At 42.2% G+C, this 12,988-nt stretch carries 14 protein-coding genes; 4 read left to right on the top strand and 10 right to left on the bottom strand.

What is annotated here, in order from left to right; genetic code table 11:
- Nucleotides 1-107: 107 nt before the first annotated feature.
- Nucleotides 108-1,703: an isocitrate lyase gene (locus tag QR722_RS14035; RefSeq protein WP_286283529.1), complete on the bottom strand. Its 1,596-nt coding sequence runs from the start codon at nt 1,701-1,703 to the stop codon at nt 108-110.
- A 346-nt stretch (nt 1,704-2,049) separates the two neighbouring features.
- On the opposite strand from QR722_RS14035, the gene QR722_RS14030 reads away from it, so the two are divergent.
- Both QR722_RS14030 and QR722_RS14025 read left to right on the top strand, forming a co-directional pair.
- Nucleotides 2,050-3,000: a chemotaxis protein CheV gene (locus QR722_RS14030; RefSeq protein WP_286283528.1), complete on the top strand. Its 951-nt coding sequence runs from the start codon at nt 2,050-2,052 to the stop codon at nt 2,998-3,000.
- Between the two features lie 248 nt (nt 3,001-3,248).
- The gene (locus tag QR722_RS14025) at nt 3,249-4,547 is read left to right on the top strand and encodes an alkaline phosphatase (protein ID WP_286283527.1); all 1,299 of its coding nucleotides are present in this window, start codon (nt 3,249-3,251) and stop codon (nt 4,545-4,547) included.
- Nucleotides 4,548-4,646: 99 nt separating this feature from the next.
- On the opposite strand, the gene QR722_RS14020 is transcribed toward QR722_RS14025, so the two are convergent.
- The gene (locus tag QR722_RS14020; protein WP_286283526.1) at nt 4,647-5,378 is read right to left on the bottom strand and encodes a VC0807 family protein; all 732 of its coding nucleotides are present in this window, start codon (nt 5,376-5,378) and stop codon (nt 4,647-4,649) included.
- Between the two features lie 126 nt (nt 5,379-5,504).
- Entirely contained in the window at nt 5,505-6,065 is a 561-nt protein-coding gene (locus QR722_RS14015) for a rhomboid family intramembrane serine protease (protein WP_286283525.1), read from the bottom strand.
- Nucleotides 6,066-6,388: 323 nt separating this feature from the next.
- Between QR722_RS14015 and QR722_RS14010 the strand changes: the two genes are divergently transcribed.
- Entirely contained in the window at nt 6,389-7,237 is an 849-nt protein-coding gene (locus QR722_RS14010; protein ID WP_286283524.1) for a sulfite exporter TauE/SafE family protein, read from the top strand.
- On the opposite strand, the gene QR722_RS14005 is transcribed toward QR722_RS14010, so the two are convergent.
- From QR722_RS14005 to QR722_RS13975, 7 genes are all read right to left on the bottom strand, one after another.
- Nucleotides 7,163-8,332, bottom strand: a complete 1,170-nt coding sequence (locus QR722_RS14005; protein ID WP_286283523.1) for a glutathionylspermidine synthase family protein — start codon at nt 8,330-8,332, stop codon at nt 7,163-7,165. The two genes, QR722_RS14010 and QR722_RS14005, sit on opposite strands and share 75 nt — an antisense overlap.
- Nucleotides 8,333-8,428: 96 nt before the next feature.
- Complete coding sequence (locus tag QR722_RS14000) at nt 8,429-9,043, bottom strand: DUF1190 family protein (protein ID WP_286283522.1); 615 nt, start codon at nt 9,041-9,043, stop codon at nt 8,429-8,431.
- 10 nt (nt 9,044-9,053) lie between these two features.
- Complete coding sequence (locus QR722_RS13995; RefSeq protein ID WP_286283521.1) at nt 9,054-9,470, bottom strand: DUF350 domain-containing protein; 417 nt, start codon at nt 9,468-9,470, stop codon at nt 9,054-9,056.
- A gap of 32 nt (nt 9,471-9,502) precedes the next feature.
- The gene (locus QR722_RS13990) at nt 9,503-10,150 is read right to left on the bottom strand and encodes a YjfK family protein (protein ID WP_286283520.1); all 648 of its coding nucleotides are present in this window, start codon (nt 10,148-10,150) and stop codon (nt 9,503-9,505) included.
- A gap of 32 nt (nt 10,151-10,182) precedes the next feature.
- Nucleotides 10,183-11,235 (bottom strand): potassium channel family protein, encoded by a 1,053-nt coding sequence (locus QR722_RS13985; protein WP_286283519.1) that lies wholly within the window; start codon nt 11,233-11,235, stop codon nt 10,183-10,185.
- 16 nt (nt 11,236-11,251) lie between these two features.
- The gene (locus QR722_RS13980) at nt 11,252-11,932 is read right to left on the bottom strand and encodes a PspA/IM30 family protein (RefSeq protein ID WP_286283518.1); all 681 of its coding nucleotides are present in this window, start codon (nt 11,930-11,932) and stop codon (nt 11,252-11,254) included.
- 26 nt (nt 11,933-11,958) lie between these two features.
- A complete protein-coding gene (locus QR722_RS13975; protein WP_286283517.1) occupies nt 11,959-12,348 on the bottom strand; it encodes a YjfI family protein in 390 nt (129 codons plus the stop codon).
- 209 nt (nt 12,349-12,557) lie between these two features.
- Between QR722_RS13975 and QR722_RS13970 the strand changes: the two genes are divergently transcribed.
- Complete coding sequence (locus QR722_RS13970) at nt 12,558-12,836, top strand: DUF6471 domain-containing protein (RefSeq protein WP_286283516.1); 279 nt, start codon at nt 12,558-12,560, stop codon at nt 12,834-12,836.
- The last annotated feature ends 152 nt before the right edge of the window (nt 12,837-12,988 follow it).

Here is a 12,988-nt window from a genome sequence, read left to right as displayed (position 1 = left end):
ACAGGTGGGGGGTATTCACACACAAAATCCAATCAATTGGTTTTGTGGATAAAAAAAGAGCAAGCGAGTGCTTGCTCTTTTAGCTAGTTCACTTTGAGCGCGATGATTTACGCATCAAATTGGTTCATGGTGTTGTCTTCGCCGGCTGCCTTAAGCGCCTGCTCACCACTGAAGTATTCTTTATGGTCATCACCTAAATTAGATCCTGCCATGGCTTGGTGCTTCACACACGCTAGGCCCTGACGGAGTTCTTGACGTTGCACGCCCTTAACATAAGCAAGCATACCTTGGTCCCCGAAATATCCTTTGGCTAGATTGTCAGTGGATAGAGCCGCTGTATGATAGGTTGGTAAAGTGATCAAATGATGGAAAATACCAGCTTCACGGGCTGCATCAGCCTGGAAGGTGCGGATTTTTTCATCTGCTTCTTGAGCCAAGTCGCTGTCATCATATTTCACAGACATTAATTCATCACGGTTGTATTGGCTTAGGTCTTTACCCGCTTCCTGCCAAGTATCGAAAACTTGTTGACGGAAGTTTAGCGTCCAGTTGAATGAAGGGGAGTTGTTATAAACCAATTTAGCATTCGGGATAGTTTGACGAATCGCGTCTACCATTGCACCAATTTGTCCTACATGAGGTTTCTCGGTCTCAATCCACAATAAATCAGCGCCATTTTGCAATGATGTTATGCAGTCCAGAACCACACGATCAAAGCCAGTATCGTCCTTGAATTTAAACAATCCATTTGGTAAACGTACTGGTTTAACAAGCTGACCATCTTGGCGAAGAGCCAAATCGCCATCATTTAAATCATCAACAGAATTTACCGCGGTGGTATCTAAAAAGGCGTTGTACTGAGACGCTAAATCCCCTGCTTTAGTTGAAACAGGGATTTTCTGGGTCAAACCTGCACCTAAAGAATCGGTTCTGGCCACTATCACACCGTCATCCACGCCTAGTTCTAGAAACGCATAACGCACAGCATTAATCTTAGCTAAGAAGTCTTCATGAGGAACAGTAACTTTGCCATCTTGGTGACCACATTGCTTGGCATCAGAAACTTGATTCTCGATTTGAATGCAACAAGCACCCGCTTCAATCATCTTCTTGGCGAGCAAATAAGTAGCCTCTTCGTTTCCAAATCCGGCATCAATATCGGCGATGATCGGCACCACATGAGTCTCATAATTGTCTATCTGCGCCTGTATTTCGCTGCTGTCTTTACCTGCGGCCTTGGCGCTGTCTAATTGTTTAAACAAGTCGCCCAGTTCCCGCGCATCGGCTTGGCGAAGAAAGGTGTAGAGCTCTTCAATTAACGCTGCAACTGAGGTTTTTTCATGCATGGATTGATCAGGTAAAGGACCGAACTCAGAGCGAAGGGCGGCAACCATCCAACCCGAAAGATAAAGATAACTTTTATCTGTTGTGCCTTGGTGTTTTTTAACGGCCAACATTTTTTGTTGGCCGATGAACCCATGCCAGCATCCCAAGGATTGAGTGTATTGACTGTTGTCGGCATCATAATCCGCCATGTCTTTACGCATAATAGCAGCGGTATACTTTGCGATTTCCAGACCTGTCTTGAATCGGTTTTGAGCTTTCATACGAGCTGCGTATTCTGGATTAATTGCACTCCAGCCACTACCATTTTGCTGACAAAGTTGTGATACTGCATTTAGATCATTTTGGTATTGAGACATAGCTCTATCCTTCTCGTTACTTTTGTAGGGAACTGAGGTCAACAGCGAAGTAGTGACTTGGCTATTAACTTAAAATTATCGATTCGCCTATTGTTAATATTGTTTGCATCGATGGAGTCATAGTAACGGGATGGTTTGAATAAATGAAACTGATGTTAATTATTTTCGGTATAGATATTGTGAATGTGTGGCGTGAGTAAAACAATTTCCATAGCGATATATATTAAATTGTAAAAATAACCGCTGTGAATAATTCGGCTATAGTATAAAACTATGCCGTTGACAGGTTTACCACAGAGCCGTTTTAAGACTATTATGTATATAGTCAACTAAGTGTATGGTACCTATGTCCGGAATTTTAGCGTCAGTCGATCAAAGAACTCAACTTGTAGGCGAGAACAGGCTTGAACTTTTGATGTTTAAGTTAGGTACGAGGCACACTTTTGCAATCAATGTTTTCAAAGTAAAAGAAGTGATTACGGTACCACAACTAAATCAAATTCCCGGTTCACATGCTCATTTAAAAGGTATAACCAACTATCGCGGTACATCAATACCTGTGATCGATTTGCGCCAAGCCATTAAAATCAGTTCCTCTCCAAAAGTATCGCAGAATCAAAATGTCATCATCACTGAATACAATCGTAGTGTGCAGGGTTTTTTGATCGGCGAGGTGATGAACATAGTCAATACATCCTGGAGTAATATCCAGCCACCGCCTACCACTATAGGCAAAAACAACTATCTGACTGCGATTACTCAAATTGAAGTTGATGGTAAAAATGAGCTAGTGGAAATTATCGACGTGGAAAAGGTCTTGGCAGAAATTATTGAGTACGACACCCATATTTCTGAAGATGTACTCGATGAAGATGTGGTAAAGCATTTGAAGGGGCAAACTGTGTTAGTTGTAGATGACTCGGCAACAGCAAGGTGGCAGATCCGAGACACATTAAAGCAATTGGGTATAAATATCATTGAGCGGCGTGACGGTTTGATGGCGTTGAACTTGTTACGACAATGGGCTGATGAAGGCAAAAATGTCACCGACGAAATTTTGATGATGTTTACCGATGCAGAAATGCCTGAGATGGACGGTTATCGTTTGACCTCAGAAGTGCGTTCAGATGAGCGCATGAAGCACCTATTCATCGCACTCAATACCTCGCTAAGTGGTAGTTTTAATGAAGCTATGGTTGAGAAGGTTGGTTGCAACCGCTTTATCTCAAAGTTTCAGCCTGATTTGTTAGTGGATGTGGTTCAACAGCGCATGCGTGAAAAATTAGAATCAGACTAAACATACGACTTCTAGTATTATCCTTTGGCAGAAATGCCGACAAATTATTCCTAAAAATACCACTCCCTTAGGGGCCCGTGTATTTCTTATGGTCATTGAAATGAGACCTATAGGTTCAAATTCACGTTCATTTGCTATAGTTATGGGTTCAAAATCAGCAAACTGTAGTGCCTCTTTTGGCTTATTCCAGTATGATCCGCCTTCACAGGTATAATGAATCCTGAAGTAAATAGTCATTCGGAGTTGTAATGAAATCTATTTTAGCACTGCTTAGTGTGTTGGTACTTTGTACTGCCAATGCAGATGAAAAACCTAAGAATATCATCATGGTGATAGGTGATGGTATGGGACCGGCGTATACCACTGCTTATCGTTATTTTGCGGACGATAAATCGTCGGCAAATATAGAAGAAACTGTGTTTGACCGTCACTTAGTTGGCATGGCCAGCACCTATCCTGCACGAATGAGTGGTTATGTCACTGATTCAGCAGCCGGTGCTACTGCACTATCGACAGGGTTTAAGTCTTACAATGGTGCCATCGCCGTTGATATTGACAAGAAGTCCCTTCAAACCACTTTAGAGTTGGCCCGACTCAAAGGGATGAAAACCGGAGTTGCAGTTACCTCGCAAATCAATCATGCCACACCAGCATCTTTTGCTGCTCACAATGAGTCCCGTCGCAATTATGATCAAATAGCAGATAGCTACTATGATCGAAAACTAAATGGAATGTTTGTGTTAGATGTGATGTTAGGCGGTGGCTGGGATTACTTTATCCGTAAAGATCGTAACTTGGTTGAGCAATTTCAAGCTGCCGGATACCAATACATTGATACCTTATCAGCTTTGGGGGATTTGCAGCCTAATAAACCTGTAATTGGATTATTTGGCGAGCAGGGTATGCCCTGGGCTCTGGATACCAACAACCGTGTGCGTTTACCCATGTTGACAGGGGCTGCGGTCAAACAACTCGAGAACGACAAGGGCTTCTTCTTGGTAGTGGAAGCCAGTCAGGTAGATTGGGCAGGGCATTCTAACGATGTGGCGTCTGCTATGGCTGAAATGCATGATTTGGCCAAGACCCTAGAATGGCTTGAAAGCTATGTTGAGCAGCATCCAGACACCCTAGTGGTGTTGACCGCCGACCATAGTACCGGCGGATTTACTCTCGCAGCCGATGGTTTATATGAGTGGAAGCCAGATCCGCTAAAAAATCTTAATGCGTCTTTAACTACTCTAGCGGCTAAAATGACCACTAGTGATACACCATTCGAAGAAGCGCACAAGGGTTTAGGATTTGCGTTAACGGAGGAAGAAAAAGCGCTCATTGCAACTGCTAGTATTGGCGACCAAAAAGCCGTTTACGTACAACTGAAAAAAGTTATGGATAAGCGCACGAATACCGGATGGACTACCTCTGGTCACACAGGCGTTGATGTGCAGATATTTGCCATGGGGGCTGGTTCTGAGCACTTCTCAGGGCATATGGATAATGTTGAAATTCCGCAAAAAATATTTGCTTTGCTGGGTCAACAAGCAGACTAAATGACACTAATAATGGTGGTTAAAACAAAAAAGAGGTATCAATTGATACCTCTTTTTTATATCTTGCTAGCCTTGTTAATCGAATAGTACGCTACCGAGCTAAGCTTCTTCTAATATAAATGTGAAAAAATCTTCGCCAGTCAACTTTTTCATTTGTACAAATAAATAACCTATTGCGCCAAATAACATAATAGTGCTTGGGATCACAATAACTGGATAGCTTAGAGCCGTCATACGCCCTAACTCTTCAATATATGCGGTTGTGCCTGGCTCGCTAACTAAAATCATTTTCGCTAAAATATAATTAAGTGCTGAGGATAAGAAAAAAGATGCTGTCACAATATAAGAGCTGACATTTACCTTCTGATTAAAAAGCGCAGTATTATTTTTATTTTCAAGAGCCAGATTTAATGCTTGTAGGTCAATCACATTCTCATTCAAAATAAGGAGTCTGACTAAAGGCTTTTGAGTGAATTGCGAGACTAACACGGCAATACCAATTAACAATGGGATCGCGGCTTCTTTAATAGCTATATATTCTGCTGGTAGTTTGAGCAGTGTTATACCACCGGTCAGAAAAATACTGATAATCCCTAGCACAGAAAAACCGTTAACTTTGCCTGATTTCTTCAGATCCCATAGGCCAAAGCCAATTGGAAATAGCAAGGCAATCACTACGCTCCAGGCTGGCCCTAAGGAGTCTTCTCCACTTAGGTTGGTTAGAATTAATACTGGGATAACAATATTAAATGCCAAGTTCCCAAGGAAACCGCCGTTTTGTTTAGGTTTAGCAGGCTTTTTGCTTGTCGAACTTTCTGCTTGATTGGTCATGAATTAGGACTCTCATAATAGGAACAAAAATTATATCGAATTTACCACCAAAGCTCTAATAACAACGGGCCCAAAGTGCAAATAACTGCGATAATATAACTCACTGGTGTAATTATTTTTGCGCGACTATCTCCTTTTTGCCCAAATTTTTGCAGCCACTAATCCTGTTATGAAGCCGAATAAATGGGACTCCCAAGATACAAACGTGCGGGTAGGGAAGACACCAAAAATCAATCCCCCGTAAAAAAATGTGACAATAAGTGAAATAAACAACAATTTAAATCTTTCTGCCAGTAGCCCGCCTAAGAATAAAAACCCTAGATAACCATATACCAATCCACTGGCACCTATGTGCATGGCAGAACGGCCCAATATCCAAACCATTAAGCCGCTGCTGAGTACAATAAATAGTGTAATCGCGAAAAACTTATTGCGGCCATATTGCAGCACCAGCCAACTGAAAATTGCTAATGTGACAATATTTGCACCGAAGTGAAAAATATCTCTGTGTAGCAAAGGACTCAACAAAATACCCCGTAAGCCAAATAACTCACGAGGATAAATACCGAACACATTCAAACTGCGGTTCGAAATAATATTTACCAACTCAATTATTGCAAAGGTTAGTATGAAATAAAAAACAAACTTAAATTGTAAGTAGAGCTTTGAGGTTGCATTTCCCGTCACATAGGTTCCTTAAATTACTATACTACCGCAAGGCTTAAAATCGCTAAGCTAGGTTAAACAACGGTTTTTATTGTCGCTGCAGTGTAAAGGGCGCAGATAGTGATTGGAACCCTAATAGATGTAACAAGTTTTATCACCGTGAAATTTAAGCTGATTACGACAGGTTGGAATTTCCCCAGGCTTCACATAATTGATGCCTGCTAGACCGTACAAATGGGTGAAAACTGTCGTTGCTGACCCCCTGTTTGTGCATATTAATCGCAGGATAAAATATCTAGTTAATATAAGATTTATCGCTACTGTTTTTCAGTTAATATAGATAAATGGAATTTTTCACCAACGATTTTTTAACGCCTCTTACGACTTGCCTATTAATCGTATTGGCCGGAATGACATCTTTCTTTACTGCTGCATTTGGCGCGGGGGGCGGACTGATGTTGCTGGTGGTGTTAGCATCAATTATGCCGATGTCGGTCGTTATACCTGTGCACGGTTTAGTGCAATTAGGCTCAAATGCAAACCGCGCAGCTATGACCTTTCGTTACATTGATCGCGCCATGCTGATATTTTTTTCTATAGGCGGGCTAGGCGGCGCGCTGAGCTCTTGGTTTTTTGTAGCGGACTTCCCCCACGATTTGAGTAAGATAGCAGTTGGCATCTTTGTCTTGTATTTATTGTGGGGCGTGACGCCTAAAATTGCTGAGACCTCTACCCTATGGAAGATAATAGCAGGCTACATCACCACTTTTCTTTCTATGTTTGTCGGAGCCAGCGGTCCGTTAGTGGGTAGTTGGATGCATGTAAATGGCTACGACAAGATGCGCTTCACGGCCACGTTTTCTAGTTGTATGACCCTTCAGCACACTTTGAAAGCGTTGGTTTATGTGGCGGCTGGCTTTTCATTCTGGCAATGGCTGCCACTGATATTATTAATGATTAGTGCTGGTGCCCTAGGCACTTGGTTTGGTTTACGACTTTTAGTTAAGTTGCCGACGGCAAAATTCAAATTAATATTTAGACTGATCTTGAGTGTATTATCTGCTCAATTAGTTTGGCAAGGTATCTTGGCCGTTGTAGATGATATGCCACCTTCTGTCTCAGTCAATGATGATATGTGGCACAAATCGGCTCATGTCTTGAGTGATAATATTGCCATCCTCACGAATAGTTAAACCTGCTGCCTTATCACCCACCAGCCAACTCCCTATCAAGGTATAATAATCGCCAAATTTAGGTAAGGGCGCATATCCTTGATATATAAACCCTTCATCGCCATAGAATCCGTCTGATTCAGCGATCACCTTGCCATCTTTTTGAATCTTAATATTAGCGCCTTCCCTAGAGAAAATAGGTTTGCGGACAATACCACCTTTTTGGTCTAGCAAATGCTGTTGATCAGCAAAGTATGCTGGCAACAAATTGGGATGCTTGGGGAAATGCGACCAAAGCAGAGGCAAGATTGCTTTGTTGGATAATAATGACTTCCATGGGGGTTCCAACCAGTGACATTTTTGCTGAGCAAGGTAGTCCCCAAACTCTTCGCGCATCATGAACTCCCAAGGGTATAGCTTAAATATCCATTCTATGAGTTCATCATCCAGATCGGTGAATTGATTATCTTGCGTGATGCCAATATCTTCAATAAAGCTAAATTTTACAGGGATCCCCGATTCTGCTGCGCAAGATGCAAGATATTCAATGGTACCTAAGTCTTCCTTGGTATCTTTACAACATGCAAAATGGAGCTGTTGGTTAGGATGCTTAGCTGCGATGTCCGCAAAACGATAAATTAACTTTTCTTGAATGGAATTAAATTGGTCTGCCGAACGAGGCAACTTAGCGCTATCCACATTTTGTTCTAACCAAAGCCATTGCCAATGGCCTGCTTCAAACACAGAGGTAGGTGTATCCATGTTCATCTCAAGCAATTTTGCCGGCGAAGATCCATCGTAGGATAGATCGATGCGGCCGTACAACGAAGGGTCTTTTTGCCGCCAAGAGTGTCTAACCAAATCCCACTGACTGGCCGGAATAGCAAATTTTTTCAGTAGTTCTTCATCGTTGATGATGTTGTCGACCACATGCAAAGCCATTTGATTCAGCTCTTCGGTCGGATCTTCTAAGTCATTTTCAATTTGTTCGCGGGTAAAAGAATAATAGGCTCTTTCATCCCAATAGCGGTCCCCGTACATTGTATGAAAATGAAAGCCAATCTTGTCTGCTTGTTGCTGCCAATCTAGTCTTTCATCAATGGGTAATCGGATCATGCAGGTACCTCAGTGCTTGGCGTGAGTCGGGTTGATGGGCAGGGACAGCATCCCTGCCGCATAATGAAAAGTTAGTGGATTGACCTTAAGGGCGGTTTATCCGCCCCAGCCGCCTTTAGAGCCGCTGCTCTTACTGCCCCAGCTAGATTTTGCGCGAACACTGCTACCAAAACCGCCCCGCTTTATGGTTTTACTCACAGTAGGTTTGGGTTTAAACGCATCGGGTTTGACTTTGTAATTACGTTTGCGAATATCACCATAATCATAACCGTCTGCACCGACCCAGCGATGGCGATAGGAAGAATAGGGTGAATAGGAGGTAAACAGCGGTTGGTATTGATAGCGATTTGGCGACAACAAATTACTGATCATGTAACCCGTCATAAAAGGGATGAAAAACGAGCTTGAATTGCGTTCCACATAGCGACACTGATTTGGCCCGAACTCACTCTCACAGTCACCTTGGCTGTTATATTTAGGAGCGGTGCGCTCTGCTTCGGCCAATGCCTGCTTATAGGCAGTTACACAGGTTTGAGCTTGTTCTGGGTTGGCGTCTTTACAATCCTGTTCGTTTGTATACACAGTGGCTTCTTGACGGTTGTCAGAGCAGGCAGCAAGCAAAACGCCAACCACACCCACCGTGAGCGGTTTAAGTGCAAAATGCTTACGAATCATTGGAAGTGTTATTTGAGCACTGCGTTTGGGTGTCATAATAGGCCCCTTAATACGTCATGCAAGCCGCGTTAAGCAGCCCGACGCCAATAGACATTGATGCTAACATAATACCGGCGGATACTTCTTGATTGTCGATACGTTCGGCGATTTTTGGCATGAAAGTAAAACGTAATATCAAGAAAGCTAGAACTTGAGCAATAAGGGCTACGAATCCCCAGATAGCAAAATCGACTAATGAGGCCGAGTTACTAACTGCACCTGCTAAAGCGATACAAAAGCCCACAATGGCTCCGCCAAAGCCAAGAGCTGCTGCTGTATTGCGCTCCTCTTTTACTAGTTTCCACTCATCTTGCGGCGTGACCAAGGTGTAAGCCAGTTTAAATACAAACAGCAGCGCAATTGAAACAGCGAAATAAATAGTAAAACTAGTTAATCCTGCGAATGATTCCATAATGGTGTCCATGTGGTTTCCTTAATTTTTATGCTAGAGTCTAGTTAGCCGTTGATTTTAATATCTGCTGGCAACACATCAAAGCCGGTGCTAATCACTAAGCAGCGATCATGATTATTGTTAATAATTTTTTCTTCTGCGCTGACAAGCAAAGTTTCAGATTGTTGAGCATTGATTTCTCGTTCGTAGAGCATCACAAACTGATCCGTTTCACTTACATCACCATCTAATTCATAGGTCTTTTCTGTCATGGCAACTGGCGGTGACTCATCACCAATTGCATCCCATACTCGGTTAAAAGTGTTGCCTGCTAAGGTGTACAATGGTGTGGAGACTTGTTCATTTATTAACTGGTCCCACTGCTGTTTTGAACCAACCGTTTTGGTTTCATAAAAGTACCACAACTTAACATCGGTAATATGACTTTCAGTCTCTCCACCGTCCAAAACGACTTGCAAGAAAGCGTCATCATCGGTGTAAAAGCGTAAAATTTTACCGCCGGTATCGAGGTGGGCCTCACCTACAGCTTGAATAATATGCTGCCTGGCGGCACCATCTATTGTCAGTAACGGTTCGATCAATTTCAAATTCAGATCGTCGAGTTCAAATGAACCGCCTAAATAAAGGCCCATTATCTCCGGCGCCTTTGGCTTGGTGTTGGTATCTTTTTTACCGAATAACTTAGAAAACATGCTTCCCTCTCAACATTCTTTGGATTGGATGATTAAGCACTCAGTGCTGCCCAATTCATCTGCATAATGCGTTTGTCGGCAATGTAAAATAGTTTGTATTTGCCACGCAGTTGCTGATCAAAACTGGGATTGAGTTGCACCCTAGCAGGCACGGTCGGCTCAACGTAACCAATAAAAGTGGCGTTATATTGTTGTTTTAGCGCCAAGAAGAGCTTTTCAACAGGTATGGAATCTATATCTTCCGGAACTTCAATGGAGTATTGAGCTTGGCCATCTTGCACAGTTAATAAATCATGCTGTAATAAGCTCGAGCCAGGGTCGAAAGCCGATTTGGCTAACATTTCAACCGCCACACTTGGTGTGCATTCAACATTGGGGCAATGGGTCTGTAATAAATCGACTAGGCTTTCATCTTTGAAATAGGCAATTAGATGTCCCATCTGATTGCGTTTGCTGCAATATAATGCAGTTGTCATGGTGACATCATCTTCTGGGTTGTCCATTATCACAACAGACGCACTGGCTACGCAGGCACGATCCATGTCGTCATCGTTGTTAAATGATGAAACTTTGACAAATTCAATCTTGTCCGGCATCGGATTGTCAATATCCGCTTTGGCACACAATACTATGCTGGGCTGATGATCTGTTTCGCTGCGCTCTTTTAATAGCAAGTTCAATAGTTGCATCGTACGTTGACCATTCCAACCAATTACGAGTACATGATTTTCCAGATTTAATGGTTTCAAACCTTTTACCCCTTTTTGCCATTGCAGTGCAACCCAAGACGCCACCCGCCCAAGGACTAACGCAAAGATACTGAGTCCTAGTGGAATAACATAAAATGAAACTAAATACTTACCGGCCTCGGTGCTGGGAGAAAGGTCGCCATATCCCACCGTTGAGCCTGTGACAACCAGCCAATAAATAAAATCGCTGGGGTTGAGTAGGGCGTGTTCACCCGCTGCAGACAATAATAGCCAACTGCTGGTGCCATAAAATAAAAGCGCCAGTACAATACTGTACCAGCGCATTTCAGAGAACACTCTGACGATTACTTTTTTGACTTTACTGAATACCAACATCCTGATGGTTACCGTATTACTGTCCTAAAATCCGTTTTAATTCATCATCAGCTGAACTTTGTCCACCTTTGATGCCAGCTTGTGCCAGACGTTTTTCAAGATCGTCAGTTGATTCATCCGCCGCGAGTTCTTCAGCTGCTTCTAATTCAGCGCTGCGCAGTTTCTGCTTATCCTGAATGCGACTCAATGACTCGGTTGCCGTTTTCATTTTGCTATTGGCACCCATGTGACGAGATGAAACTGCAACTTGCGCTTTTTGCACTGACTCAGTGGCTTTAACCATATCGACTTGCTGCTCAAGTCGTTTTAAATTTGACTTGGCTTGGTTGATATTCCCAGCTAATTGCTTTTCTGATTGAGTAAACTGGTCAAGGTAAGCCTGCTCTGCTTCAAGCTCGGCGCTCAAGTCAGACACTTTTTGCGCACAATCAAGAGCCAGTTGTCTATCGCTATCAATTGCCTTACGGGCATGCTCTTCATATTGGCTAATTGACGTCTTAAGACCCTCTACTTTTTGTTTAGCCAATTTACACTTGGCCAAAATTTGCGTACGAGCATGGTCCGACTTACGTAATTCTTCTTTGGCTTCACGGATCTCTTGTTCAAGGATACGTATAGCCTGACTATCAACTACAGATTGTGCTGCTTCGTTAGCACCACCTTTAACCGCAGTTATCAATTTTCTCCAAACTGACATAATTCTCTCCTATATACCGACTAGGGTTATTTCAAATGATCTTGATAAGCATCTAAAAATGCTTCTACATTTTGAAATAATGCAGTGACTTCGATCATGACGCTTTCAGCTTTTGATTGTGAGCTTAGTGCGCCAAATGCAGTGTAATACTCTTCTCCTGCGACTTGGGATATGCCAATAGTCGTTAAGGGGAACAGCATGTGTGTTTTTAGAATTTCTTCATTCAACGCTGCGTTATCTTTTACCTCTGAGGTTGAAAACAATAAGCTTTCAACAATAATCTGTTCACCACTGATGGCCAACCAAGCGTCTAAACCATCGCCATTGCCGATCAATAAACAGTTTTCTTCCTGGGTGACAACTAGGTTGTCGTTTTCTGAAAAAAGGGTCTCAAGTTTATTAAGGTCCCAAGTCATGCCTACTCTCCTGTCAGTGTAATGACTATAGTATGTTACCTTTGTTGACGAAAAAACATGATCAATGCAAATTGCTTTGTAAGTTTTTTTGTAACAGGACGAATTGTAGTCACAAGAGTATTTTCTTGTCAAACTTTATTTTAGCTGAATGTAGTGTATAATTCATTTACGTAAATTATAATTCACATAAAGACTTAATTGGAGAATGTATGGACCCGCAAAATAATGCTGATTGGCGGCAAGTTGTACAACGCATCATTAAGGCCGAAATGTCTAAACGTGGGGTTAAATATCAAGATCTTAGTGACCGACTGGAGAATATTAAGATATACCAAAGCGCCGATAACCTTAGAAATAAGGTGAACAAGGGCATTTTAGGTGCTGATCTGTTACTGCAAATTATGTATGTATTAAACATGCGTAAAATTGAGCGAGATGAGATTATTGATATTTTTGCCGACATGGAAATCAAATTAGATGATCAATAAACCTGCGGCCTAATATTAGCAGGCAAAAAAAAGCCCAACAGGGGATGTTGGGCAAAATATCGTTTGGGAGAAACGCTGAAAAACTTAATGTTGTATACAATTTAGCCTAATCATTTTTTTACACAAGTAATACAGGGTATGTAGAAAGGATT

This window comes from Aliiglaciecola sp. LCG003, assembly GCF_030316135.1.
Classification (GTDB): Bacteria; Pseudomonadota; Gammaproteobacteria; order Enterobacterales; family Alteromonadaceae; genus Aliiglaciecola.
The sequence above is the reverse complement of the archived record's forward strand: the minus strand, read 5'-3'. Positions and strand labels throughout refer to the sequence as shown.

Coding starts and splice junctions, on each gene's coding strand:
- QR722_RS14035 (WP_286283529.1), bottom strand. CDS start 1,703: ATGTCTCAATACCAAAATGATCTAAATGCAGTATCACAACTTTGTCAG.
- QR722_RS14030 (WP_286283528.1), top strand. CDS start 2,050: ATGTCCGGAATTTTAGCGTCAGTCGATCAAAGAACTCAACTTGTAGGC.
- QR722_RS14025 (WP_286283527.1), top strand. CDS start 3,249: ATGAAATCTATTTTAGCACTGCTTAGTGTGTTGGTACTTTGTACTGCC.
- QR722_RS14020 (WP_286283526.1), bottom strand. CDS start 5,378: ATGACCAATCAAGCAGAAAGTTCGACAAGCAAAAAGCCTGCTAAACCT.
- QR722_RS14010 (WP_286283524.1), top strand. CDS start 6,389: ATGGAATTTTTCACCAACGATTTTTTAACGCCTCTTACGACTTGCCTA.
- QR722_RS14005 (WP_286283523.1), bottom strand. CDS start 8,332: ATGATCCGATTACCCATTGATGAAAGACTAGATTGGCAGCAACAAGCA.
- QR722_RS14000 (WP_286283522.1), bottom strand. CDS start 9,043: ATGACACCCAAACGCAGTGCTCAAATAACACTTCCAATGATTCGTAAG.
- QR722_RS13995 (WP_286283521.1), bottom strand. CDS start 9,470: ATGGACACCATTATGGAATCATTCGCAGGATTAACTAGTTTTACTATT.
- QR722_RS13990 (WP_286283520.1), bottom strand. CDS start 10,150: ATGTTTTCTAAGTTATTCGGTAAAAAAGATACCAACACCAAGCCAAAG.
- QR722_RS13985 (WP_286283519.1), bottom strand. CDS start 11,235: ATGTTGGTATTCAGTAAAGTCAAAAAAGTAATCGTCAGAGTGTTCTCT.
- QR722_RS13980 (WP_286283518.1), bottom strand. CDS start 11,932: ATGTCAGTTTGGAGAAAATTGATAACTGCGGTTAAAGGTGGTGCTAAC.
- QR722_RS13975 (WP_286283517.1), bottom strand. CDS start 12,348: ATGACTTGGGACCTTAATAAACTTGAGACCCTTTTTTCAGAAAACGAC.
- QR722_RS13970 (WP_286283516.1), top strand. CDS start 12,558: ATGGACCCGCAAAATAATGCTGATTGGCGGCAAGTTGTACAACGCATC.